Below are 23,467 nucleotides of genomic sequence, written 5' to 3' on the forward strand. Positions count from 1 at the left end.
TCTGCTCCAAAATATCTCAGGAAAAACAACGCACCATCGTACACTCAAAGTTCTGTGTAATGGGATGCTTTAGGAGTGGTGCCGTTTTTAGGTGCTGCCTTGCTTTGTGATCGATGGGGTTTGAGAGCCCCGAGGGGCGGGCGCCCCTCGGTTCGGTTGGCTGGCAAGCGCTTGGCGCGTGTTCGGAGCGCGGATGCTCCCTGTTACGCGTAGGCCGGTGCGAAGGCCTTGCCCGGTTCTTCGACCGGGCCGTTTGCACCCCAATAGGGCGAGAGTTTGCGCAACTGGGCGACGATCGGGGGTACGGCCTGGATGACGCGCTCGACCTCATCCATGGTGTTGTAGCGCGAGAGCGAGAAGCGGGTGGTACCGTGGGCGGCTGTGTAGGGAATTCCCATGGCGCGCATGACGTGCGAGGGTTCGAGCGAGCCGGAGGTGCAGGCCGAGCCGCTGGAGGCGGCGATACCGAGCTTGTTGAGCAGTAGCAGGATCGCCTCGCCCTCGATGTATTCGAAGGCGATGTTGGCGGTGTTGGGCAGCCGGTTGTCGGGATCTCCGGTCACGAACGAATAGGGCACGGCTTCCAGGATGCCCTGTTCGAGCCGATCGCGCAGCGCGCGGACGGCGGTCTGCTCGTGGCTCATGTGTTCCAGCGCCATCTCGCAGGCCTTGCCGAGTGCGACGATGGAGGCGGTGTTCTCGGTGCCGGCGCGCCGGCCGCGCTCCTGGTGTCCACCGCGTAGCAGCGGGCGGAAACGGGTGTTGCGGCGCACGTAGAGCACGCCGATGCCCTTGGGGGCGTGCAGCTTGTGCCCCGAGAGCGAGAGCATGTCGATGGCCGAATTCTTGAGGTCGAGCGGTACCTTGCCGACCGCCTGCACAGCGTCGGTGTGGAAGAGGACGCCGGCCTCTTTGGCCATCTCGGCCATCTCCAACACCGGGAAGAGGGTGCCGGTTTCGTTGTTGGCCCACATCACGGAAACGATAGCGACCTGATCCGACAGCACCTCGCGGTAGGCGTCCAGGTCGAGCCGACCCTTGCCGTCGACCTTCAGATAATGAACCTTGTAGCCATCCTTCTCCAGATGTTCGCAGAGCGCGAGCACGGCCGGGTGCTCGACGACCGTGGTGACGATCTCCTTGCGATCGGGCTGCGCCTTGAGCGCGGAGAGGATGGCGGTGGAGTCAGACTCCGTTCCGCAGGAGGTGAAGACGATCTCGGAGTCGAGTTCAGCGCCAAGAAGTTCCTGAATCTGCCCTCGCGCCTTTTTGATCGCGAGTCCGACCTTGTTGCCGAACAGATGCATGGAGGAGGGGTTGCCGAACTGCTCGGTGAAGAAGGGCAGCATGGCCTCGACAACTGCGGGGTCTACCATCGTGGTGGCGTTGTTGTCGAAGTAGATTCCCTGGATCTCGGTATCAGTGGTCATGATTCTGGCCCTGCTGGTGTATGGTCTAAAGGTGCATCGCGTCGATCGAGTCGGTCACATTCGTCAGAGGCGAGCCCGCCAACGATGGGCACCCCTATCGCTGGAGGCCGATCCGCTGAAGGCCGACACAGCTCAGCCGTAAGCTCGCTCGGCCTTGGGCATGGCCTGGGCCGGCAGGACGCGCACGAATTCGCCGAGCTCGTCGATGATGCGCTCCTGAATGCCTTCCAGGGTCACGGCGGCCATCTGGCAACCGGAGCAGGCGCCCTTCATGTTGACATAGACATTTTTGCCGTCGATGTCGACCAGCTCCACGTCGCCATGGTCGCGTTGCAGGGTGGGGCGGATGGATTCGAGGACAGTCTCGATGCGACGAATGCGCTGGATGTTGGTCATCTTGGCCGGGGCGGCTGGAGCCGTCGGCATGGCGACGGCGACCGAGCGCGCGGCGGGGGTGAAGGATTTGCCTTCTTCGGCGAGGACCTTGGTCAGAACCTCTTCGATGCCCTCGTGGCAGGCCGAGCAGCCGCCGCCGGCTTTGGTGAAATTGACGACGTCCTCGACCGTGGTCAGCCCGTTGTCGCGGATGGTGTTTTCGATCAGCGTGGAGTCGACGGCGAAGCACTTGCACACCAGCGCGCCTTCTTCGTGGTCGTCTTTCCATTCTTCGCCGCGATAGTTGGCGATGGCCGCTTGCAGTGCCTCGCGACCCATGACGGAGCAGTGCATCTTTTCCGGGGGCAGTCCGTCGAGATAGTCGGCGATCTCCTGGTTGGTGACCTTGAGCGCCTCGTCCAGGGTCTTGCCCTTGATGATCTCAGTCAGGGCTGAGCTGGATGCGATGGCGGAACCGCAGCCGAAGGTCTGGAAGCCAGCGTCGAGAATGACGTCCGTCTCGGGGTCGACCTTGAGGGTCAGACGCAGCGCGTCGCCGCAGGCCAGCGAGCCGACATCGCCGGTCGCATTGGCGTCTTCGACCGCCCCTGCGTTGCGGGGGCTAAAGAAATGTTCCTGGACCTTCTCAGAATACTCCCACATGGCTTGTCTCCTGCTTCGTTGGCTGGCGCCTGCGGCGCATGGCTTGAGTCTTGCAAAATGCTGATGCTGAGGATTAAGCAAAGCTTATGCCATGTTGCTTTATGCGCTGAATCTTTTGAATTTATTAGTTATTTTTAATTGGGCGACGACGGGTTTGTCATCTCTGAAACAGTCGAAATACGTCGCCTTAGTGATAAAACCTACAAAGGAAGTCCGCCATGAATGTGACTCAGCTCAACCCCGGCGATATGGTGTTCGCCGCGACCGACATCTTCAACGATGGCGGGATTCCAGATCTTGCCGAGGATGCGCTCATCGCCAAAGCAGGCGCGCGCGGCGTCATCGTCAATGTCGGACACCTGGAGGAGAGTCCAGGCAGGGAACTGTATCTGGTGCGTTTCGAGGGTGAGGATCTGGTGCTCGGGCCGCCGACCGGCTGTTGGGAGGACGAGTTGTCCAGCGAGGAACCGGGCGCGATCCGTGCCGAGGTTGATGACGCTTGAGTGCTGCGGCCACTTTACATGAGGGTGGCCGAAGCAGTCGGTGAGGGCGCCGGCCACGCCGCCTGTTCGGGGGCGGGCTTAGCGTTTTGTGACGCCGGTTACGGTTACCAACGGCATTCCGGAGTATCTTGGCGCGCCATTGACAAGGGGGCTTAGGAGAGCGAAAGACGCGATGCGCATGATGCCAAAGAAATCGACGTTCACGATCATGCTGCTTGGGCTGAAGGAGTCAGAGCGACGGGTACTGAAGAGTCTCTGCATGTTGTCCGGAAACCGCCCTCGGTCCTATAAGATCGTTTCCGCGATGGATGCGGACCATGCCGATTTCTGGGTCGTTGACGGTAGGGATGCGACCGCCTTGGCGTCTTTGCGCAGTGCACGCATGACGCGACAGATTCCAGTGATGGTCGTCGATCCTTCCGACTTTCCCGACGAATACGACGCGAGCATCGGACGACCGATCGTGGCGTCCCGTCTCCTGAGCGCCTTCGATCTTCTGGTCGGCAAGACGCTCGGCGAGACTTCGCCGCTTCCGGCTGGCGAGGCCGTTCCCCCAGCTCCGGTTCCCAAACCTGCGTCCAACGGCGTCCACGATGCTCCGTTGATGGATCATGGCAGGCGCCATACCGCACTCGTTGTCGATGACAGCCTGACCATTCGCACGCAGGTGGAGCTGGCGTTGCGCGAGCATGCGGTGGAGGCCACCTGCGCCGAGACGGCCGAGGCGGCGATGGCGCTACTCGCGACGCGGTATTTCGACGTCATCTTTCTGGATGTCGTCCTGCCCGGCGGCATGGACGGCTATCAGATTTGCCGTTCCATCAAGAAGAGCGGTGTCCACAAGAGGACGCCGGTCATCATGCTGACCGGTAAATCCTCCCCCTTCGATCGGGTGCGCGGCTCGCTGGCCGGTTGCGACACCTATCTGGTGAAACCCGTAGAGAGCAATACCTTTACGGCGATTCTGAAGAAGTATCTGAAAGCGCCCGAGGTCGCTATTGTCGGCTAAGTACGGCGGTACGCGTCCGGGGTGCGATTTCGAATGCGGCCGCTTGCCCGTTTTCAGAGCTGCGGTTGCGGATTCCAGTGATTCACGAGGTTCTACATATGGTTACCAAGGCACTCGTTGTCGACGATTCGGCGACGGATCTCCTCAATATCAAGAATATTCTGACCGACGCGGGTTGCATCGTCGTCACGGCGCTTGACGGCGCGGAGGCGATCGCCAAGGCCAAGGCGGAAAAGCCATCGATCATCTTTCTCGATGTCATCATGCCGGGCATGGATGGTTACGAGGCCTGCCGAGTCCTGTCCGAGGACCCCGCGACCAAGGGCATTCCCGTTGTCTTCGTCACCAGCAAGGGGCAGAAGGCGGACAAGGTCTGGGGGCAGATGCAGGGCGCGAAAGGGCATGTCGTCAAGCCGGTCAGTTCCGAGCAAGTCATCGACCAGCTCAAGGCTCACATCTGAAGCCAGCCGGTAGGGAGACCGCACAATGGTGATGCCGGGAAGACGCGAGGAGTCGGCGCTCGGGCTCCAAAAAAACCCTGAAACGGAATGGCTGTTGCCGACGGAGGCGCTCAGTCGCTTCCGGCTTCCCGAGGGAACTTCATTCGATCAGGCGCGACAGCCGCAGCAGCAGGTTCGCTATGGTTTTCGGGTCGGTTCTCTGAACCTTTTGATTAAACCGCGTGCGGCGAGCGAGGTCATCGCCATGGCGCCCGTGGCCGCGATCCCCAATAGCGCGCCCTGGCTGTTGGGGATGATCAATCTGCGCAGCAATCTGGTTCCCGTGTTCGATTTGGCGATGATCTGCGCATTGGATCGTCAGCACACAGGTCGCGGCCACTGGATCCTCGTCTTGGACAAGGGCGAGTCTGCGGTCGCCATCCTCATCGACGCCCAACCGGTCGCACTCTCCCGTTTGACCCATCTCGCTCATCTGCCGAGCATGCCAACCGCTCTTCGGAGCGCCGTCGCGGGGGGCTTTCGGGTCGAACAGGATGTCTGGTTGGAGTTCGATCATCAGGCATTCTTTCTTGCTCTCAGTGATTCGGCGGCGAACGCCGCACGCTGATAGGTTACGACAACGGCTCGACGTTTCCACACTGGGTCCGGACTGCTAGAACGGACTCGACAGCAACACGGGTCGATTCGCCTGAAGGCGAATCGAACACAAGGAGCAATGCATGCCCCGTTCCAGACCGACGTCCTTACCCTCGTCCTCCGGTTTTCGGTTTTCCAACCTGAAGCTCGCGAATCAGATCACATTGATTGCGGGCCTCTTGGTTATTTTGATTTTGACCACCCTGATCTTCTTCTCCGGTCGTTTCATCGACCAATCGATGACCAGCGCGGCTCAGTCGGACTTCAAATCTCAGGTCGATGGATTGAGGCGCACTGCCGACCTGGTGTATCAGATTACGCAACGGCAGGTCGCCGAGCTTGCGCATCAATTCGATGACGAGTTCAAGGCCGGGCTGAGAGTGGATCGGAACCAGAAGATCTCCGTCGGAGGCATGGAGGTTCCCCAGGTCATGCTGGGGGATCGGAGCCTGGTCGACGATGAAGCCGCGCTCGACGCCTTTGCCGAGAGGACCGGCGCGGCCGCGACCGTCTTCGTCCGCAATGGCGATGAGTTCGTTCGCGTTGCCACGACCCTGCGCGATCAGCAGGGCGAGCGGGAGTTGGGCACGGTCCTGGGTCAGAGCCACCCCGCCTACCGTGCGTTGATCGGCGGCAACGTCTTCAGCGGTCGGGCGGACTTGTTCGGCAAAGACTACATGACCCAATACACCCCAGTTAAGGGGGAGGATGGCCGCGTTGCCGCCGTGCTGTTTGTGGGTATGGACTTAAGCGATACCCTGGCTCAGCTGTTCGCGACGATCAAGGAGACGCGTTTCGGCGATCAGGGTTATGCCTATCTGGTCGATGCGAAGAGTGGTCTGATGCTGGTCCACCCCTATCTGCAAGGGCAAAGCGTCCAAGAGATCAAGGACGGTAGTGGTCAGGCGGGTACGCTGGTTTCGCTGCTGAAGCAGAAATCCGGGTTCTTCAGCTACCTCTGGTACGACGAGGAGAACAACCCCGAGGAGAAATTCGTCGCCTATGATCGCTCCGAGCTTTGGGGCTGGGTCATTGCCGGCGGTACCGAGTTTTCCGAGATCACCAAGAACGGTAAAACCATGGCGGAGATGCTCGCCGTATTCGGTCTGATCGGCGCCGTTCTCTTGTCGGGTCTGTTGTGGCTTGCGATTTCCAGCAGAATGAAGCCGCTGGCCCATCTGCGCGGCGTCGTGCAACGGCTCGCCACAGGTGATGACGAGGCGCGCGCCAATCTGGACACGTTCGACGAAGTGGGTGAACTCGGAACCGCATTCGACCGCATGATGGACGAGCGCGTCGCGATCCAGAACGCCATCCAGCGCGAGAACGAACAGCTGAACGAATCGGTGTTGGGTCTGCTCCAGGCGGTGGCGCAGCTCTCGCGCAAGGACCTCACGGTCAAGGTGCCGGTGACCGAGGACGTCACGGGCGCGGTCGCGGATGCCTTGAACCTGCTGACGAGCGAAACCGGCAAGGTGTTGCTTGAGGTGTCGGACATCTCGGCGGACGTGACCTCTGCCTCGCTCAAGGTGAAGGAGCAGTCCGATAGCGTTATCGCTGCGGCCGAGGCCGATCGTACCGAGGTCGAACATACGGCGGCGGCGCTGGCCGAGGCGTCCGCGTCCATGAACGAGATCGCCGAGCTTGCGCGGGTGTGTAACGAGGCCGCAGACGATGCCATCAAGACGACCCAGCGCGCGTTCGAAACGGTAACCAGTACCGTCGGCGGCATCAACAGCACGCGAGACGTGATCCGCGAGACGGAAAAGCGGATCAAGCGTCTTGGCGAACGCTCGCAAGAGATCAGCGGGGTCGTCAACATCATCAACACCATCGCCGAGCGTACCCACATCCTGGCGCTCAACGCCTCCATGCACGCGGCATCGGCCGGTGAGGCGGGACGCGGCTTCGCGGTCGTTGCGGACGAAGTGCAGCGTCTGGCAGAAAGCTCGCGTCAGGCAACGGCGCAGATCGCCACGCTGGTCAACAGTATCCAGGTCGAGACGGCGGACACCGTCAACACCATGAACAGTGCGATCGCCCAGGTTGTCGAGGGCAGCAAGCTCGCCGAACAAGCGGGCGAGCAGATGCAGACGACCCAGGCGACGACCTCCGGACTGGTGGAGCTGGTACAGAAGATCGCGATGTCCTCGCAAGGGCAGGCCGAGGCGAGTCGAGAACTGCTCGCCCGCGCGTCCGAGATCCGCAAGAGCAGCGAGCAGACCAGTCAGCGACTGGCCGAGCAGGGCGAATACACCACCAACCTGGTGGAGTACGCACGCAGCCTGCTCTCGGCCGTGCGCGTGTTCAAGCTCCCAGCGTGAGTTCCCGGCCTGAACCCTGGCGTTCTCGTCAGGGTTCAGGCGCCTATCGTCTTCCATCATCGCGGCGGGAATCGCTATGGGAACGCCCTTGGATACTGACAGTTTGCTCACGTCGAGCGACACGAACGCCCAGTTGTTCGACTGTATCGACGCCTTGACCTTCGCGCTCGTGCCTGACGAGGCTGCGGAGGAGTGCCTCTCCACGCGACTCCAGCGCTTCACGGAGGCGCTCGGAATCCTCGCGGAGGCGGCCGACGCCAATGCCCTTCCGGGTTTGATCGACGTGAGTGCGGTCTTGGCCGATCGTATCTGTGCAGCGGCGGAGGATGAGGCGCGCCAGGAGCGGATGTGCGACCTGCTCGCGCGGTTTCCGCTGCTGCTCATGGACTATGTCGTGACGCCGACCGACGCCTCCGCCACCGAAGCACTGATCGCCTTTCTCCAGGCCGACGATTGGCAGACAGCCATGGCCGACGAGGACGTCGAGATGCTGCGGATGCTGCTCTGTTCTCCACCAGATTTCGCGGATGATCCCGAGATGTCAGCGGATGCCGAGGCGCTCGATTCGGAGTTGCAATCGGATCTGGTGCAGTCTTTGGTCGGTGCTCGCGAATCCGAGACGGATTCCGTCGAGGTTGAGCCCTCGCTTCGCGAGGCCGCTCCAACCCCTTCGACGACAGTGTCCGATAGCACGCCGGATCAGACTGACGGGGCCGATGTATCGGCCGCGAACCCCGTGTCGATCGATGTCGTCTTCGATGCCGACAGCCCCCAGCAGGTGAGCGCGGACATTCTCGCGCTTGCCGTCGATGCGCTGGAGCAGAATTTCGCGGGTCTCGGCGAGGCACTGGCGTTGACGGCGGATGCGAGCCCCGAACAGCGTCGGCTGGGTTGGGAGCAACTGAGCGACGAGCTGGACCGGATGGCCGGCGGAGCCGAGGTGGTCGGCCTGACCGTGCTCGGAAAGCTGCTCCTCGGTGCCCATGCGCTGGTCGGCACCTGGCAGGACCGGGCGGATGAGGCCGCGACCGCCATGGCGGTCGCGTTGGCGACCCTGCCGGATGTCCTGCGCGGCCACCTCTGCGCGCCGACGCGCAGGCCGCAAGCCGAATCGCTGGTCGCCTTCCTGCGCGATCTCGATGTGGATTCTCAGTTGGACCTGGATTGGTCGGCACTCGCAGGGGCTCTGACGCATCTCGAATTCTGCGAGCCGGAGACGGGCGAGGCCGAGGAACGTGTGGTGCTGGCGACGGCCGAGGACGTCTCTCTGACCCCTCCGGACGACATCAATCAGGAGTTGCTCGAAGGCTTGCTGACCGAGCTGCCGATTCAGACCGGCGCCTTTACCGAGGCGGTCCAGCGCATCGCCTCCGGACATGGCCGGATTTCCGACATCGACAACGCCAAGCGTGCCGCCCATACCCTCAAGGGCGCCGCCAATACGGTCGGCATCAAGGGTATCGCCAACCTGACCCATTATCTCGAGGATATCCTGATCGCCCTGGCGGACCATTCCGCGCTGCCCCATCTGGGGTTGTCGCAGACGTTGGCCTATGCCGCAGACTGCCTGGAGGTCATGAGCGAGGCACTGGTCGGCGCCGGCGATGCCCCGGACGATGCCGTCAACGTCCTGCAGGACGTGCTGAATTGGGCGAATCGGATCGACGCTCAGGGCATCGAGGTCGCGGTCGCCGAGCGCCCGAGCGCAGCCGACGCCGACTCTGGCCCCAACGACGCCGATGCGCCGCACGCCAGGCACGATCAGGCCGTTGCCCCCGTGCTGCGCGTTCCGTCCACGCTCGTGGACGAGCAGTTGCGTCTGGTCGGTGAGTCCATGACCTCGACCGCGCAGATCCAGAATCGGCTCGAATTCGCGATGCAACAGTTGCGCTCGGTGAACGCGCAGAATGAACTGCTGCGGCAATTGGTGAACGAACTCGAAGACTTGGTCGATCTGCGCGGACTTGCGATGCCGCAGCCGGTCATCGAGGACACGGGGTTCGACCTGCTCGAACTCGATCAATACGGCGAGCTCCACACGGTCACCCGCCGCCTGGTCGAGGTGACGACCGACGCCAGCGAGATGACGCACGGCGCACAGGATCACTTGAACCAGCTCAACGACCTGGTCGGTTTGCAGTCCAGGCTCCATCTGGCGAGTCAGGACGCGGTGCTGCGGGCGCGAATGGTCGCGGTCTCCTCGGTCGTTTCGCGTCTGCAGCGTGCCGTGCGTCAGGCCGGGCGCCTTCTCGACAAGGAGGTGGATCTGGTCATCAAGGGTGCCGAGACGTTCGTTGACGGGAACGTGCTGAACGATCTCGTGGATGCGCTGATGCACGTGTTGCGCAATGCCGTGGATCACGGGATCGAGATGCCCCAGGAACGCCAGGCGGCCGGCAAGGACCCGGTCGGCCATATCGAGATGTCGTTCAAGCGCGAGGGCGATCTCATCATCGTCAGCTGTCGAGACGATGGTCAGGGACTCGATATCGACAACATCCGTCGCGTTGCCCTGCGCCGCAACCTGATCGGCACCAGCGATTTGCTCTCGGACGATCAGGTTGCGCGCTTGATTCTCGCGGCGGGATTCTCCACCCGTGACGAGGCCACGCAGGTCTCGGGCCGAGGGATCGGACTTGATGCCGTGCACGCCATGGTGGAGGAACTCAAGGGCTCCATCGCGCTGCACTCCGAGCCCGGTCGCGGGCTCACGGTCGAGATCCGTCTGCCGACCACGCTGCTCTCCGCTCAGGCGCTCTTGGTGCGTCTGCGCGGGACCGTGCTTGCGGTGACCACGCGCGGCATCGATGAGATCCATTTCCTGACCCAGGATCAGCTCCAGCGCGTTGGCGCTCAGTTGGCTTACCGCCACGGCGATCAGCTCTACGATGCGTTGAGGCTGGGCGATCTGCTGAATGTCGGCGATGGCAAGACGTCGCCCAAGCCGGAACAGGCGTTGCTGCTGGTTCGCATGAGTTCGGGCGCGTCCAAGGCGGTGCTCGTCGAGGAGATCGCCGAGAGCCGCAGTCTGGTCGTCAAGAAGCTCGGGCCTTACGTCGGGCGTATCGGCGGTGTGATCGGCGCGACCATTCTGGGTGACGGCAGCGTTGCGCCCGTCATCGACCTACCGGATCTGCTGCGTGTCGGCCAGCCAGTCGAGGCCGCCGGTGATCCGCGCGGTTCGCGTCTTGGCCTTGGCGTCGAGCGCGAGGACATGGGGGCGGCCGGTGTGCCAGGCGTTCGTACCGCCCTGGTGGTGGACGACTCGATTTCAGCCCGCCGCACCACCGCGCAACTGTTCAGGGACGCGGGTTTCGAGGTGCGCACGGCCATCGACGGACTCGACGCGGTCGCGGCCCTCGACCGTCTGGTCCCCGATATCATCATGACTGACCTGGAGATGCCGCGCATGAACGGACTCGAACTGACATCCCATATCCGCGCCAGAGCGGAGACCAAGGAGGTGCCCATCGTCATGATTACCTCGCGCTCGACCGAGAAGCACCGCCACCAGGCACAGGTCAAGGGTGTCGATATCTATCTGACGAAGCCCTTCAACTCGGACGACCTGATGCGCCAGATCGGCGCATTGGTCGGGCGATGAGTGCGCGGCCATGAGTGATATCGCAACCATCGAGGTCGCTCTGAGTGCGCGCGGCCTCTTGTCCTTCGCGGGGGTGCGCATCCTCCTGGATACCGGCGATTTGCGCATGATCGAGTCCGCCAGCGATCTGGTTCGAACCGATCCTCCGCCCCAGGGCGTCGGCTGGATCGCCGTTTCCGAGCAGTGGCGGCCCGTCTACGCGCTGTCGTTCGATCTGACGCCGCAGGTCGACGCGGCCTCTGCCGCGCGACCGGTCTGCGCCGTCATCGGGGATGGCAGGAATTTCTTCGGCCTGCTCTGTGACGACGTGCTGGTCTCCCGTGGAGAACCGCTGGCATTCCGCGCCCCGCCTCGGTCCATGCTGGGTGCTGGCTCGCCCATTCTCGGGTTGTCCTCTGATCACGGGAGGCTCGTATGCGGAACGGACGCGGCGAGTCTTGCGCGTTGCATTGGAACCGCTATCGGTCTCGATCGCCGGATCGGGCGTGAGGTCGCCGAGACATGAGTCGATGCAGTGGGTGGTTACTCACGTTCGCCGGCGGGGCGCAGGCGGCGATCGGTCAGCGCGAACTGCTGCACCTGGTGCATCGATCCGAGACGCACGAGGTTCCCTGCGCGCCGCCCTATTGTCGGCGGGTTCTGCTCTGGGAGCAGGGCGTTCTGCCCGTGTTCGATGTGGGCGTCTGGGCCGATCCGGGCGCGCCGGGCATTGCGGATCCTATCGTCGCCGTTGTCGGTTTTCAGTCGATGGCTGGCGCAGCGTCGCCCGAGTTCGGCGGATTGCTGCTGGCCTCGGCGCCGCAGCGCATCGACGTGGACGATGCCTGGGCCTGCGATCTGCCGTCTGAACTCCAGCCGTGGCGCCAGATCAGCTGTGCCTGTTTCGAACGCGACGAACGCCCGCTCCCGGTGTTGGACCTCCAGCGTCTCTTCAACTGAAGCCTCGGGCGTCTGAGCCTGACCCAGGATCCAGGCGCTGCCGCGCGCGTCGACAGGGCGTCGCGGTGCTCGGCGGTCGGATCCTCTAATCCGGCCCGTTCTCGGCCTCAATCCATCAGCGCCACGGCCTTGACCTGGGCGAAGACCTCCTGTCCCGGCTTCAGCTGGAGCCGGTCGCGCGAGTAGCGGGTGATGCGCGCGAGCAGGGGCGGGTGGGGTTCGCCGGCGGTGCAGAGCTTCACCAAGAGGTGCGAGCGGTCGATCTCCTGCATTTCGACGATGCGGGCCGGTAGCACGTTGAGGATGCTGGATGTCTCGGGCTCGCGGATGGCGATGCTGACGTCGCGCGCGTGGATGCGCAGCCGGATCCGCGATTCGGTCGCCTGGTCGAGACGTCCCACGGTCAAGGTGCCGCCGGGGATTGCGACTCGGGTGAGGTCGTAGTTGTCGTCATGGCTCTGTACGCGGCCCTCGATCAGGGCGCTGGCCTCGGTGTCTTGGGCCAGCGGCAGGTCGAGTCGCGACAGGATTTCGGTGGCCGACCCAATCGCCTGCACCAGCCCATCGCGCATCAGGACGATGCGGTCGGCAAGCCGGGCGACCTCGTCCGGGGCGTGGCTGACATAGAGTACCGGGATGCGCAGCGTGTCATGCAGGCGTTCCAGATAGGGCAGGATGTCCTGCTTGCTGGTGTGGTCGAGCGCCGAGAGCGGTTCGTCCATCAGCAGCAGCCGTGGGCTGGTCAAGAGCGCCCGGGCGATCGAGACGCGCTGGCGCTCGCCGCCCGACAGGCCGCTCGGATCGCGGTCCAGGTGTTGGCGGATGCCGAGCAGGTCGACCACCTCGTCGAAGGCGATCTGACGCTCGGAGGCGGGAACGCGGCGCATACCGTATTCCAGATTGTCGCGCACCGAGAGGTGGGCGAAGAGGCTGGCCTCCTGGAAGACGTAGCCGATGGGCCGGCGGTGCGCTTTGAGAAAGATGCCCTGGGCATCGTCCTGCCAGGTTTCGCCGTCGAGCCGGCAGTGTCCGGCGGCGCGTTCCAGTCCGGCGACGCAGCGCAGGATGCTGGTCTTGCCGCACCCGGAGCGGCCGAAGAGTCCGGTGATGCCGAGGCCCGGTGCGGTGAAGGCCACGTCCAGGGTGAAGTTGCCCCGATCGAGTCGGAAGGCGACGTCGAGTTCAATCATGTCCAGCTTCGATCCCGTTCAACTTCAATCTTGTCCAATCTGGCGCATGCGCTGACCCAGAAGGTTCATGCTCAGTACCACCAAGAAGGCGAAGAGCACCATGCCGCCAGCGAGCCAGTGCGCCTGGGTCCATTCGAGCGATTCCACATGGTCGTAGATGGCGATCGACAGGACCTTGGTCTCGCCCGGGATATTGCCGCCGATCATGAGGATGACGCCGAATTCGCCCACGGTATGGGCGAAGGCCAGGATGCCCCCGGACAGCAGGCCCGGCAGCGCCAGTGGCAGCGCGACGCTGAAGAATCGGTCCAGCGGCGAGGCGCGTAGCGTGGCCGCCACCTCCAGCGGGCGCGAGCCGATCGCCTCGAAGGCGTTGTGCGCCGGTTGCACCAGGAAGGGCAGCGAATAGATCACGGATCCGACGACCAGGCCCGCGAAGGTGAAGGGCAGGGTGCCCAGACCGAGCGCCTCGGTGAGTTTGCCGATGGGGCCCGCTGGCCCGAGCAGGAGCAGCAGATAGAAGCCCAGGACCGTGGGCGGAAGCACCAGCGGCAGGGCGACGACCGTTGCGACCACCTGTTTCATCCGCGAGCGGGTTTGGGAGAGCCACCAGGCGATCGGGGTTCCGACCACGAGCAGCACGGCCGTGGTGAGGCTGGCCAGCTTGAGCGTCAGCCACAGCGGTTCGAGGTTGAGCGTCACTGTATGCGGGTTCCTGGGATCAGTCCTAGGGAGGAGGGTCTAGCGGTTGCCGGCGACATTCATACCCTCGTGCATCGTTTGGTATGAGCGTCGCCGGCAACCTTGGGAATCATCTAGCGACAGATTCCCGATTCAAGCGGTCGCGGGCGATTCGTGAATCATTCTACCCCGTAACCGTACTTTTCGATCACGGCCCGCGCCTCGGGTCCCTTGAGGTAATCGATCAGCGCCTTGGCGGCCGGGTTGTCATCGCCCTTCTTCAGCAGCACGGCGTCCTGACGGATGGGGGTATAGAGGTCTTCTGGGATGTTCCAGCTGGACCCGCCTTGTGTCTTCACGGTCTGTGCCAGGGCGACGAAGCCGAGCTCGGCGTTCTTGGTGGCGACGAACTGATAGGTCTGGGCGATGTTGTCACCCTGGACCAGTTTGGACTTGATGCCGTCCTCCAGCCCGAGCGCCTTCAGCACCTCGATCGCGGCGGCGCCATAGGGGGCCGTCTTGGGGTTGGCGATCGCCAGCTTCTCGAACCGATCGCTGCTCAGCACCGCGCCGCCGTCCGTGATGAGCGTGGGATCCGTGCTCCAGAGCACCAGCTTACCCACCGCGTAGGTGAATTCGCCGCTCGCCTCGCCCTCCTTGACGAGTTTCTCGGGGCGGGCCTGGTCGGCGGCAAGAAAGACCTCGAAGGGGGCGCCGTTGGTGATTTGGGTGTAGAGCTTGCCCGTAGAGCCGAAGCTGACCAGCGCCGTGTGCCCGGTCGACTGCTCGAACGCGGTGGCGATTTCCTTCATGGCGGCGGTGAAGTTGGCCGCGACCGCGACCTTGACCTCATCGGCCTGGGCGAGCGTTGTAGCGCTTGCCAGCAGGAGAACGGCGAGCGTTTTGTGCATGACTTTCATGGTGGATCTCCAACGTAGGGTGATTGGATGGGTAAGGGTTTCGATATATCAAATGAGATATAACGGGTTGCCTGCGAAAGGGCGGATCGGTTGTGGGGCGGATCGTCGGATTAGCCGCTGACGGCCAGGATGATGTGCGGTGCCTTGATCAGGGCGCAGGCGCGTCCGTTCTCGACGAGCTCCAGATCCTGGGCGCTGTCGTTGGTGACCATGGCCGTCAGACGAGCCCCACCGTCCAGCGCGAGCACGACCTCGGTGTTGACCGAGCCGTTGGTGATGCGCTCGATGGTGCCGCACAGACGGTTGCGGGCGGAGGTTCGGAGGCCGCCGTCCTCGGTGGCCAGGATCACGAAGGAGGATTTGATCAGGGCGAACGCCTCGATGCCCGGTTCAAGGCCCAGCGACTGGACGCTCTCGTTGGTGATGATGGCGACCAATGGAGTGCCATTGATGTCGAGCGTGACTTCGGCGTTGACCGCGCCGGCCTTGATCTCGGTAACGCGTCCGCGCAAGTGGTTTCTGGCGCTGACCTTCATGTTCAGGACTCCCAATAAGGATTCGAACCGATCGAAGTCCTTGATGCTGTGACTGAGACGTTCGAGAAAGCGCCGATGTTCGCGTTCCGCCGCCTCGTAGACCGCGATCAGACGCCGTCCCTCGTCCGTCAGTTCGGTCCCTCCTCCATGGCGTCCGCCGGTGCGCCGACGCACCAGTGCTTGAGCGGAGAGGTTGTTCATGGCGTCGACCGAGTCCCAGGCCTGCTTGTAGGACATCCCCATCGAACGGGCGGCCTGAGAGATGGATCCCGTCTCGCCGATACGGCGCAGGAGGTCGATGCGTCCGTGCCCGACGAAACGATGGTCCTTCATGTCGAGCCGGAGCGTGCCGCTCGTCGCGAGGTCTTGTTCGATGGATTCGGTCATGCGGGATGGATGTCGAGGCTCGGTGGAATCTGCGTTGTATTCTCTATGGTATAACGATACGTGCATTGGGCGAAAGCAGGGTCATTCGCCCCGTTGCTCGGTCGTCTTCGGCTGTTGGATTGGCGACAGTCGAGGCGGTCTGGGGGCAAACCCAACAATCCTGGATCCAGAAATCTCAGCCCAGGATGTGCTCGTAGGCGAGCCGCAGCAGCGCCAGTTCGACTTGAGGCAAGTTGCGTGCCTGGGTCAGGTCGATAAATGTTGCACCCTGTGCCGAGACCTCATCGAAGGGCGGATCGATGCTGGTGAAATGGGCCAGATAGACCTCGGCCGAGCCCTCTTCCCAGTTGATCTTGCAGCGATAGCCGCTCTCGGCCTCAAGCGAGCCCGTGGCCAGTCCGAGCTGGGATTCGGCCTCGCGCAGCAGCGGGGCCGGGTGCGAGACCAGGCTCTCGGATTCGCCGTCGCCCGATGCCAGCGAGGCCCCCTCGGGCAGCGCCTCGAAACCACAGACGCCGCCATAGGGCAGTTTCAGAAACCGGGTGCGGGCACTGGTGGCTTGCTTGTGGTACATGATCAGGCGTGGGCCGGACATCGGGAAACCTCGCGATGAGTGGTAGGCGAATCGCTGTTTTTCACCATGTAAGCGAAATACATGCCACGATTTTGATGCCCGTAGCCCGGATGGAGTGCGAGCGGAATCCGGGGATGCCGCCGAGGTTGGTTCCCTGGGTTTCGCTGCGCTGCACCTAGGCTACGTGTGGCCCGTCAGGATTGGAAGCGCACCTGAACGTCCCGTGGCGGGGCCAGGTGGGGGGCGGTCGTGACCAGCAGGCGCGCGCCGGCGCGGGCGTAGTCCTCGGCGTTGGCGGCGTTGATTCCGCCGGCGGCGGCGATGACCGTGCTGGAGCCGCATTCGGTCAAAGCCTGGGCGACTTGGGCGACGGCCTGGGGTGTGAATTTTTCAAGCTGGAGCACGTCGGCCTCGGCCCATTCGAGCGCCTCCTCGGGGGTTGCGACCTCGACCACGACGCGCTTCTCGGGACACTGGCGGCGCAGCCGCTCGATCATCTGGGCCGGCGAGGCGTCGGGCATGAATTGGCGATGCTCGGCGAAGATGAGCAGGGTCTCGGACAGACCGTTGCGGTGCATGACGGCACCGCCGGCCTTGAAGCATTTGACCGCGAGACGGCGGTTGCCGGGCACGTTCTTGCGGGTTCCGGCCACCATGGCGTTTGGGTTGCCCCGGTGCGCGGCGGCGACGATGGCGGCGGCGCGGGTCGAGATGCCAGAGCACCATTCGACCAGCGTTTGAGCGGTCTTCCAGCCGCGATGCAGTGCGCCCGCGTTTCCGGATGCCTCCAGCAGCAGCGTCTCGTTCGGTGCCTCGCTGCCGGAGGTCAGATACAGTTCGGCGCGTGCGCCGCAGAGCTCGAACAGCCGCGCGGCCTCCTCGATTCCGCACAGAACCATGGGGTCGCGGGCGAAGAAGCGGATGCGTCCGGGCAGCGCGGCGATGCCGAGCGAGTCGGTGGTCAGATCGCCGAAGGGGACATCTTCATTGAGGAGCTGGTGCAGTTCTTGGTCGCTGAGGACCGGCGGCATTCCTGGGATCGCCGGTCGCGTCGCGGAGTCAGTCATAGCGTTCGTCCTTCCAGCGCCGTAGCGCGGTGAAAATCTCGGCCCCCGTGTTCAGCGGGTGGCCTGCAAAGCCTACGGCCGCAGCCATGACCGTCGGCTCTCGGACACGCAGGAACGGATTGGTGGCCAATTCCAGGTCGAGCTGCATCGGAACCGTCGGCTCGCCGCGCTGGCGGCAGGCGATCTCGTGGGGCGTGCGCTCGGCCAGCGCTGGGTTGTCGGGTTCGACCCATTCGGCGAATCCGAGATTGGCCAAGGTGTATTCGTGGGCGCAATAACAGAGGGTGTCGAAGGGGAGGGCGGCGATGCGTTCCAGCGAGTGGGCGAGCTGCTCGAAGGTACCGTCGAAGACGCGTCCGCAACCGGCGGCGAACAGGGTGTCGCCGCAGAAGAGCTTGCCGTCGCCGAGAAAGGCGATGTGGGTGGCGGTGTGACCCGGAATCTCCATCACCTGGAAGCGGGTGGAGAGTCCGGCAGGTTGGATTTCATCGCCCTCACGACAGACGTGGCTTGGCGAGCGCTGTCGCTCGTCGTCCGGGCCATAGACCTGGAGGTCCGGGAATGCGGCTCGCAGGTCGGGGATGCCGCCGATGTGGTCGTAGTGATGGTGGGTCACCAGCACTCCGGTCAGGGTTCGGCCTTCGTGCTGCAGCAGTTCCAGCACTGGGTCGGCATCTCCCGGATCGACCACGACCGCGCTGTCGTCGGTTTCGGTCAGGAGCCAGATGTAGTTGTCCGAGAAGGCGGGGATTGGGCGAACCTGAAGCATATCGGGCCTCCGTGGCTGGTTTCGGATGGCCCGAAACCAGCGTGATCCTGATCCGAGACGGGGTGGCGCTCAGGAGCCCAGTCCCTGCTGCCGTATCGGCGCGTCGGCGTCGTCCTGTTTCCAGTCGGCGCCGTTCAGTTGGGCTTGCACGCTGGCGAGGATACCAGCCGCATCGAGGCCGCAGGCCGCCAGCTGCTCGCCGTGCTGGGCGTGGTCGATGTAGCTGTCGGGCAGTCCCAGTTGGATGCAGCGCGCGGTACGACCGAGGCCGGCGAGCGCCTCGGCCACCGCGCTGCCGGCGCCGCCAGCGATGGCGTTCTCCTCCACCGTGACCAGCAGTTCGTGGGTGTCGGCCAGCTCCTGGATGAGATCGAGATCCAGCGGCTTGACGAAACGCATGTTGGCGACCGTGGCGTCGAGTGCCTCGGCGGCCTTGAGCGCGGGCGTCACCATGCTTCCGAAGGCGAGCAGTGCCACGCCTCCTTGACCTTGACGGACGATCTCGCCGCGCCCGATCGGCAAGGCGGGCATCTTGGGATCGATCGCGACACCCGGGCCGCCGCCGCGCGGATAGCGCACCATCGCCGGACCTTCGTATTCGAAGGCGGTCTTGAGCATCTGACGACATTCGTTTTCGTTCGAGGGCGCCATGATCACCATGTTCGGGATCGGGCGGGTGAAGCTCAGATCGAAACTGCCGGCATGGGTCGCGCCGTCGGCGCCGACCAGACCGCCGCGATCGACGGCAAAGGTGACGTCCAGGTTCTGCAGCGCCACGTCATGGATGAGCTGATCGTAGGCGCGTTGCAGAAAACTCGAATAGATGGCGACGACCGGCTTGAGTCCCTCGCAGGCCATGCCGGCGGCGAGCGTGACGGCGTGCTGCTCGGCGATGCCGACGTCGAAATAGCGATCTGGGAAGCGTTTGGAAAAGGCGGTGAGGCCGGAGCCCTCGCACATGGCCGGGGTGATGCCGACCAGGCGCGGGTCCTCGGCGGCCGCATCGCACAGCCAGCCGCCGAAGATCTGGGTATAGGTCGGACCCTTGCTCTTGCCCTTGCGCAGCTCGCCGGTGTGGCGGTCGAAGGGGGTGACGCCATGATAGGTCGTCGGCTGACCCTCGGCCGGCTCGTAGCCGCGTCCCTTCTGGGTGACCACGTGCAGCAGACGCTGTCCGGGCATGTCCTTGATGTTGCGCAGGGTGCGGGTGACCGAACCGAGATCGTGTCCGTCGATGGGGCCGATGTAGTTGAAGCCCAGCTCTTCGAACAGGGTGCTCGGCATCAGCATGCCCTTGACGTGCTCCTCCCAGCGCCCGACCAGATGGCGCAATTGGGGCATGCCGGCCAGGGCTGTCTTGCTGCCCTCGCGCACGCTGGTGTAGAGCTTGCCGGAGAGCAGCCGGGCCAGGTGATTGCTGATGGCACCGACCGGCGGCGAGATCGACATCTCGTTGTCGTTGAGGATGACGACCAGATCGATGTCCATGGAGCCGGCGTGATTGAGCGCCTCGAAGGCCATGCCGGCGCTGAGCGCCCCGTCGCCGATGACGGCGATGACGGTGCGCCGCTCGCCCTTCTGCTTGGCGGCTAGGGCCATGCCGAGCGCGGCGCTGATGGAGGTGCTGGAGTGGCCGACGCCGAAGGCGTCGTATTCGCTCTCGCAGCGCTTGGGAAAGCCGGAGACGCCGTCCTTCTGGCGCAGCGTGCACATGCGGTCGCGCCGCCCGGTGAGGATCTTGTGCGGATAGGCCTGGTGGCCCACGTCCCAGACGATCCGGTCGCGTGGCGTATCGAAGACGTAATGGAGCCCGAGTGTCAGCTCGACGACGCCCAGTCCGGCCGCCAGGTGTCCTCCGGTCTGGGAGACGCATTCGACAAGGAAGCTGCGTAGCTCGCTCGCGACCTCGGGTAGTTGACTCTCGGATAGGGCGCGCAGGTCCAGTGGCGAGTCGATCGAATCAAGGAGTGGATGTCGGTGCGAAGCGACACCGGGATCGCTCAAGGTGCGGTGTGGCATGATCTGAGAGTCTATTTTGGGACAAGCCAAATAGTTTAGTCGAATCGTCGAGCGACTGACCAATCGGAAACCCTCTGTGCGAACTAATGCCATATGAAATACATGGTAATCAGCATCGATTCGGTGTCATTCAGGGGGTTCGTTCGCTCGGTTTCGATTCCCGTGCGAACAGCGTTGGCGCGGCGATGCCTGCGGCCTCGGCGATTACGAATTCGCGGAACGCCTTGGCGGCAGGGGACAGGCGCTTGCCTCGACGATAGACCAGATACCACTGGCGCCGATCGGGGAATCCGTCCACGTCGAGGGTGACCAGTCGCCCTGTCTCCAGCTCCAGCTCGATGGTGTGCAGCGATACCACGCTCAAGCCGAGCCCCGAGCGGACCGCCTGCTTCACGGCCTCGTTGCGGGTCATCTGCATGCCGTGGCGGATGCTTAGACCACGCTCGGCGAAGAAACGCTCCATCGCCTGGCGGGTGCCCGAGCCTTTCTCCCGCATGACGAAGACCTCTTCGGCGAGGCGCGACATGGAGATCCCCCGTGTTTCAGCCAACGGGTGATCGGGTGGCGCGACGACCACCAGCGGATTCTCCATGAACACCTCGGACTCGACCTCGACCGTCTTGGGCGGCAGTCCCATCAACACCAGATCCACTGCGTTGCCGTCGAGGAGCTGGACCAGTTCCTCGCGGTTGGTGACGACCAGCTTGAGCGTGATTCCCGGATAGCGCCGCTGGAAGACCGCCAGCAAGCGGGGCGCGAAATAGTTGACCGTACTGGCGACGGCGACCTGCAGTCGCCCGCTGTTGATGCCCTTGAGCGATTCCATCACCTCTTCCATCTCGCCCAGCGAGCGGTCGATGGTCTGGCCGTAGTGGTGTACCTCTTCGCCGGCCTCGGTCAGGAGGATGCGCTTGCCCAGCCGTTCGAACAGCGGCAGTCCGATCGCATCCTCCAACTGGCGTACCTGCATGGACACGGCCGGTTGGCTGAGGTGCAGTTCCTCGGCCGCGCGGGTGTAGCTCAGGTGGCGGGCGACCGCCTCGAAGACGCGGAGTTGTCTCAGTGAGATGTTCATATCAGGGATTGCAGTCCGTCTTCGGTCGTCAGTCTCGTGTTGTGTAAAGCCTGGCGAGGGGCGATGATCCGTTGGGCTGGCTGGCTGGATACTGGTTGATTCATAATTGAATGCTGATGTATCCCATAAAAAAACCTGACTTTCAATTATGTTTTTTCCCGCGAATAATCTGCTTCAGACTTGAAGACGAGCAGAGCGGCTCCATCCAGCGCTCGGCCTGGCGGGGCCAGGCCACATCAACACCCTTGCGGAGGACGATACGAGAATGGCCAAGACATATAACGCTGGCGTGAAGGAATATCGCGAAACCTATTGGATGCCCGAGTACACGCCCAAGGACACCGACATCCTGGCGTGCTTCAAGATCACCCCACAGGCCGGCGTCCCGCGCGAAGAGGCCGCTGCGGCCGTCGCGGCCGAGTCCTCGACCGGCACCTGGACCACGGTCTGGACCGATCTGCTCACCGACCTCGACTACTACAAGGGCCGCGCCTACGCCATCGAGGACGTGCCCGGCAACGACGACGCCTTCTACGCCTTCATCGCCTATCCGATCGACCTCTTCGAGGAAGGCTCGGTGGTCAACGTCTTCACCTCGCTGGTCGGCAACGTGTTCGGCTTCAAGGCCGTGCGCGCCCTGCGCCTGGAGGACGTGCGCTTCCCGATCGCCTACGTCATGACCTGCAACGGACCGCCGCACGGCATCCAGGTCGAGCGCGACATCATGAACAAGTACGGCCGCCCGCTGCTCGGCTGCACCATCAAGCCCAAGCTGGGCCTCTCGGCCAAGAACTACGGACGCGCGGTCTACGAGTGCCTGCGCGGCGGTCTCGACTTCACCAAGGACGACGAGAACGTCAACTCGCAGCCCTTCATGCGCTGGCGCCAACGTTTCGACTTCGTCATGGAGGCCATCGACAAGGCTGAGCGCGAGACCGGCGAGCGCAAGGGCCACTATCTGAACGTGACCGCGCCGACGCCCGAGGAGATGTACAAGCGTGCCGAGTACGCCAAGGAGATCGGCGCGCCCATCATCATGCACGACTACATCACCGGCGGCTTCTGCGCCAACACGGGCCTTGCCCAGTGGTGCCGCGATAACGGTCTGCTGCTGCACATCCACCGCGCCATGCACGCCGTGCTCGACCGCAATCCGAACCACGGCATCCACTTCCGGGTGCTGACCAAGATCCTGCGTCTGTCGGGCGGCGACCATCTGCACACCGGCACCGTGGTCGGCAAGCTGGAGGGCGACCGCGAATCGACCCTGGGCTGGATCGATCTGCTGCGCGAGAAATACATCAAGGAGGACCGCAAGCGCGGCATCTTCTTCGATCAGGACTGGGGCGCCATGCCCGGCGCCTTCGCGGTCGCCTCCGGCGGCATCCACGTCTGGCACATGCCGGCGCTGGTGACCATCTTCGGTGACGATGCCGTGTTGCAGTTCGGCGGCGGCACCCTGGGCCACCCCTGGGGCAACGCGGCCGGCGCCGCCGCCAACCGTGTCGCGCTGGAGGCCTGCGTCGAGGCCCGCAACCAAGGCGTCGCCATCGAGAAGGAAGGCAAGGAGGTGCTGCTCAAGGCCGCCGCCTCCAGCCCAGAACTCAAGATCGCGATGGAGACCTGGAAGGAAATCAAGTTCGAGTTCGACACCGTCGACAAGCTGGACGTGTCGCATAAGTAAGGGATTGAACCGCAAAGGCGCAAAGGGCACGAAGGTTCTTTCAGCAGGTGTCTGCTGCGCTTAGCGGTCAATCGAGAACGACATCTCCGATTCCAACTGTTTCAACTGCTTGGGCTTGAGGGTTCCAGCGAATTAGTCATCAAAGAGATCTTTGCGACCTTCGCGCCTTTGCGGTTCAAATTTCAGGTGCAAATCAAATGAGCGAAATGCAGGACTACACCTCCAGTCTCGAAGACGTCAACAGCCGTAAGTTCGAGACCTTTTCCTATCTCCCGGCCATGGATGCCGAGCGCATTCGCAAGCAGGTCGAGTACATCGTCGGCAAGGGCTGGAATCCGGCCATCGAGCACACCGAGCCGGAGAACGCCTTCGACCACTTCTGGTACATGTGGAAACTGCCGCTGTTCGGCGAGACCGATGTCGAAACCATCCTGGCCGAGGCCGAGGCCTGCCACAAGGCGCATCCCGATAATCACGTGCGTCTGATCGGCTACGACAACTACGCCCAGTCCAAGGGCGCCGAAATGGTGGTCTATCGCGGCAAGCCAGTCTGATCCGCTGCATCCGCATCCACGCTTGAGCCCGATGAGCCCCGTCGGGTTGGGAGGATCTCGCCATCTT

Annotated in this window: 21 protein-coding genes; 10 read left to right on the forward strand and 11 right to left on the reverse strand. The window is 63.5% G+C overall.

Annotated features, from left to right (window positions below):
* Nucleotides 1-203: 203 nt before the first annotated feature.
* Nucleotides 204-1,430 (reverse strand): cysteine desulfurase NifS, encoded by a 1,227-nt coding sequence (nifS, locus tag ACFSJC_RS15125; protein WP_386027885.1) that lies wholly within the window; start codon nt 1,428-1,430, stop codon nt 204-206.
* A gap of 132 nt (nt 1,431-1,562) precedes the next feature.
* Nucleotides 1,563-2,468 carry a Fe-S cluster assembly protein NifU gene (nifU, locus tag ACFSJC_RS15130; RefSeq protein ID WP_386027886.1) on the reverse strand — a complete coding sequence of 302 codons (906 nt, stop codon included), beginning with the start codon at nt 2,466-2,468 and terminating at the stop codon, nt 1,563-1,565.
* A gap of 218 nt (nt 2,469-2,686) precedes the next feature.
* Here nifU and ACFSJC_RS15135 point away from each other — a divergent pair, with 218 nt between their 5' ends.
* From ACFSJC_RS15135 to ACFSJC_RS15170, 8 genes are all read left to right on the forward strand, one after another.
* A complete protein-coding gene (locus tag ACFSJC_RS15135; protein WP_386027888.1) occupies nt 2,687-2,971 on the forward strand; it encodes a nitrogen fixation protein NifZ in 285 nt (94 codons plus the stop codon).
* A gap of 178 nt (nt 2,972-3,149) precedes the next feature.
* Entirely contained in the window at nt 3,150-3,980 is an 831-nt protein-coding gene (locus ACFSJC_RS15140; protein WP_386027889.1) for a response regulator, read from the forward strand.
* A 98-nt stretch (nt 3,981-4,078) separates the two neighbouring features.
* Entirely contained in the window at nt 4,079-4,441 is a 363-nt protein-coding gene (locus ACFSJC_RS15145; RefSeq protein ID WP_386027891.1) for a response regulator, read from the forward strand.
* 31 nt (nt 4,442-4,472) lie between these two features.
* On the forward strand, nt 4,473-5,048 hold the full coding sequence (locus tag ACFSJC_RS15150) for a chemotaxis protein CheW (RefSeq protein WP_386027892.1): 576 nt from the start codon (nt 4,473-4,475) through the stop codon (nt 5,046-5,048).
* Nucleotides 5,049-5,256: 208 nt separating this feature from the next.
* On the forward strand, nt 5,257-7,401 hold the full coding sequence (locus ACFSJC_RS15155) for a methyl-accepting chemotaxis protein (protein ID WP_386027893.1): 2,145 nt from the start codon (nt 5,257-5,259) through the stop codon (nt 7,399-7,401).
* An 88-nt stretch (nt 7,402-7,489) separates the two neighbouring features.
* Nucleotides 7,490-11,005 carry a hybrid sensor histidine kinase/response regulator gene (locus tag ACFSJC_RS15160; RefSeq protein WP_386027894.1) on the forward strand — a complete coding sequence of 1,172 codons (3,516 nt, stop codon included), beginning with the start codon at nt 7,490-7,492 and terminating at the stop codon, nt 11,003-11,005.
* A gap of 10 nt (nt 11,006-11,015) precedes the next feature.
* Nucleotides 11,016-11,510, forward strand: coding sequence for a hypothetical protein (locus ACFSJC_RS15165; RefSeq protein WP_386027895.1), 495 nt, complete (start codon nt 11,016-11,018; stop codon nt 11,508-11,510).
* A complete protein-coding gene (locus ACFSJC_RS15170; RefSeq protein ID WP_386027896.1) occupies nt 11,507-11,944 on the forward strand; it encodes a chemotaxis protein CheW in 438 nt (145 codons plus the stop codon). The genes ACFSJC_RS15165 and ACFSJC_RS15170 overlap by 4 nt, the downstream gene beginning before the upstream one ends.
* Before the next feature lie 107 nt (nt 11,945-12,051).
* On the opposite strand, the gene modC is transcribed toward ACFSJC_RS15170, so the two are convergent.
* The 9 genes from modC to ACFSJC_RS15215 form a co-directional block, all read right to left on the reverse strand.
* The gene (gene modC / locus ACFSJC_RS15175) at nt 12,052-13,134 is read right to left on the reverse strand and encodes a molybdenum ABC transporter ATP-binding protein (RefSeq protein ID WP_386027897.1); all 1,083 of its coding nucleotides are present in this window, start codon (nt 13,132-13,134) and stop codon (nt 12,052-12,054) included.
* Between the two features lie 24 nt (nt 13,135-13,158).
* Nucleotides 13,159-13,836, reverse strand: coding sequence for a molybdate ABC transporter permease subunit (gene modB / locus ACFSJC_RS15180; protein ID WP_386027899.1), 678 nt, complete (start codon nt 13,834-13,836; stop codon nt 13,159-13,161).
* Between the two features lie 158 nt (nt 13,837-13,994).
* Nucleotides 13,995-14,735, reverse strand: coding sequence for a molybdate ABC transporter substrate-binding protein (modA, locus tag ACFSJC_RS15185; RefSeq protein WP_386027900.1), 741 nt, complete (start codon nt 14,733-14,735; stop codon nt 13,995-13,997).
* A 110-nt stretch (nt 14,736-14,845) separates the two neighbouring features.
* Nucleotides 14,846-15,658, reverse strand: a complete 813-nt coding sequence (locus ACFSJC_RS15190; protein ID WP_386027901.1) for a TOBE domain-containing protein — start codon at nt 15,656-15,658, stop codon at nt 14,846-14,848.
* A 175-nt stretch (nt 15,659-15,833) separates the two neighbouring features.
* Nucleotides 15,834-16,253: a hypothetical protein gene (locus ACFSJC_RS15195; protein WP_386027902.1), complete on the reverse strand. Its 420-nt coding sequence runs from the start codon at nt 16,251-16,253 to the stop codon at nt 15,834-15,836.
* Nucleotides 16,254-16,426: 173 nt separating this feature from the next.
* A complete protein-coding gene (gene modD / locus ACFSJC_RS15200) occupies nt 16,427-17,299 on the reverse strand; it encodes a ModD protein (protein ID WP_386027904.1) in 873 nt (290 codons plus the stop codon).
* Nucleotides 17,292-18,068: a hydroxyacylglutathione hydrolase gene (gene gloB / locus ACFSJC_RS15205; RefSeq protein ID WP_386027905.1), complete on the reverse strand. Its 777-nt coding sequence runs from the start codon at nt 18,066-18,068 to the stop codon at nt 17,292-17,294. Before gloB ends, modD begins: the two co-directional genes overlap by 8 nt.
* Nucleotides 18,069-18,137: 69 nt before the next feature.
* Nucleotides 18,138-20,087, reverse strand: coding sequence for a 1-deoxy-D-xylulose-5-phosphate synthase (gene dxs, locus ACFSJC_RS15210; RefSeq protein WP_386027906.1), 1,950 nt, complete (start codon nt 20,085-20,087; stop codon nt 18,138-18,140).
* A 130-nt stretch (nt 20,088-20,217) separates the two neighbouring features.
* Nucleotides 20,218-21,162: a LysR family transcriptional regulator gene (locus ACFSJC_RS15215; RefSeq protein WP_386027908.1), complete on the reverse strand. Its 945-nt coding sequence runs from the start codon at nt 21,160-21,162 to the stop codon at nt 20,218-20,220.
* A 265-nt stretch (nt 21,163-21,427) separates the two neighbouring features.
* Between ACFSJC_RS15215 and ACFSJC_RS15220 the strand changes: the two genes are divergently transcribed.
* The gene (locus ACFSJC_RS15220) at nt 21,428-22,846 is read left to right on the forward strand and encodes a form I ribulose bisphosphate carboxylase large subunit (RefSeq protein ID WP_386027910.1); all 1,419 of its coding nucleotides are present in this window, start codon (nt 21,428-21,430) and stop codon (nt 22,844-22,846) included.
* A 197-nt stretch (nt 22,847-23,043) separates the two neighbouring features.
* Nucleotides 23,044-23,400: a ribulose bisphosphate carboxylase small subunit gene (locus ACFSJC_RS15225; protein WP_386027912.1), complete on the forward strand. Its 357-nt coding sequence runs from the start codon at nt 23,044-23,046 to the stop codon at nt 23,398-23,400.
* Nucleotides 23,401-23,467 lie beyond the last annotated feature (67 nt).

The sequence above is a fragment of the Thiorhodococcus fuscus genome (assembly GCF_042682685.1).
In the GTDB taxonomy this organism is placed as follows: Bacteria; Pseudomonadota; Gammaproteobacteria; order Chromatiales; family Chromatiaceae; genus Imhoffiella; species Imhoffiella fuscus.

Bases quoted from the DNA above. Each gene is read 5' to 3' on its own strand.
- ACFSJC_RS15170 (WP_386027896.1), top strand. From the start codon at position 11,507: ATGAGTCGATGCAGTGGGTGGTTACTCACGTTCGCCGGCGGGGCGCAG.
- ACFSJC_RS15190 (WP_386027901.1), bottom strand. From the start codon at position 15,658: ATGACCGAATCCATCGAACAAGACCTCGCGACGAGCGGCACGCTCCGG.
- modA (WP_386027900.1), bottom strand. From the start codon at position 14,735: ATGAAAGTCATGCACAAAACGCTCGCCGTTCTCCTGCTGGCAAGCGCT.
- ACFSJC_RS15165 (WP_386027895.1), top strand. From the start codon at position 11,016: ATGAGTGATATCGCAACCATCGAGGTCGCTCTGAGTGCGCGCGGCCTC.
- dxs (WP_386027906.1), bottom strand. From the start codon at position 20,087: ATGCCACACCGCACCTTGAGCGATCCCGGTGTCGCTTCGCACCGACAT.
- nifS (WP_386027885.1), bottom strand. From the start codon at position 1,430: ATGACCACTGATACCGAGATCCAGGGAATCTACTTCGACAACAACGCC.
- ACFSJC_RS15140 (WP_386027889.1), top strand. From the start codon at position 3,150: ATGATGCCAAAGAAATCGACGTTCACGATCATGCTGCTTGGGCTGAAG.
- modC (WP_386027897.1), bottom strand. From the start codon at position 13,134: ATGATTGAACTCGACGTCGCCTTCCGACTCGATCGGGGCAACTTCACC.
- ACFSJC_RS15150 (WP_386027892.1), top strand. From the start codon at position 4,473: ATGCCGGGAAGACGCGAGGAGTCGGCGCTCGGGCTCCAAAAAAACCCT.
- nifU (WP_386027886.1), bottom strand. From the start codon at position 2,468: ATGTGGGAGTATTCTGAGAAGGTCCAGGAACATTTCTTTAGCCCCCGC.
- gloB (WP_386027905.1), bottom strand. From the start codon at position 18,068: ATGCTTCAGGTTCGCCCAATCCCCGCCTTCTCGGACAACTACATCTGG.
- ACFSJC_RS15145 (WP_386027891.1), top strand. From the start codon at position 4,079: ATGGTTACCAAGGCACTCGTTGTCGACGATTCGGCGACGGATCTCCTC.
- ACFSJC_RS15215 (WP_386027908.1), bottom strand. From the start codon at position 21,162: ATGAACATCTCACTGAGACAACTCCGCGTCTTCGAGGCGGTCGCCCGC.
- ACFSJC_RS15225 (WP_386027912.1), top strand. From the start codon at position 23,044: ATGAGCGAAATGCAGGACTACACCTCCAGTCTCGAAGACGTCAACAGC.
- modD (WP_386027904.1), bottom strand. From the start codon at position 17,299: ATGACTGACTCCGCGACGCGACCGGCGATCCCAGGAATGCCGCCGGTC.
- ACFSJC_RS15195 (WP_386027902.1), bottom strand. From the start codon at position 16,253: ATGTCCGGCCCACGCCTGATCATGTACCACAAGCAAGCCACCAGTGCC.
- ACFSJC_RS15220 (WP_386027910.1), top strand. From the start codon at position 21,428: ATGGCCAAGACATATAACGCTGGCGTGAAGGAATATCGCGAAACCTAT.
- ACFSJC_RS15135 (WP_386027888.1), top strand. From the start codon at position 2,687: ATGAATGTGACTCAGCTCAACCCCGGCGATATGGTGTTCGCCGCGACC.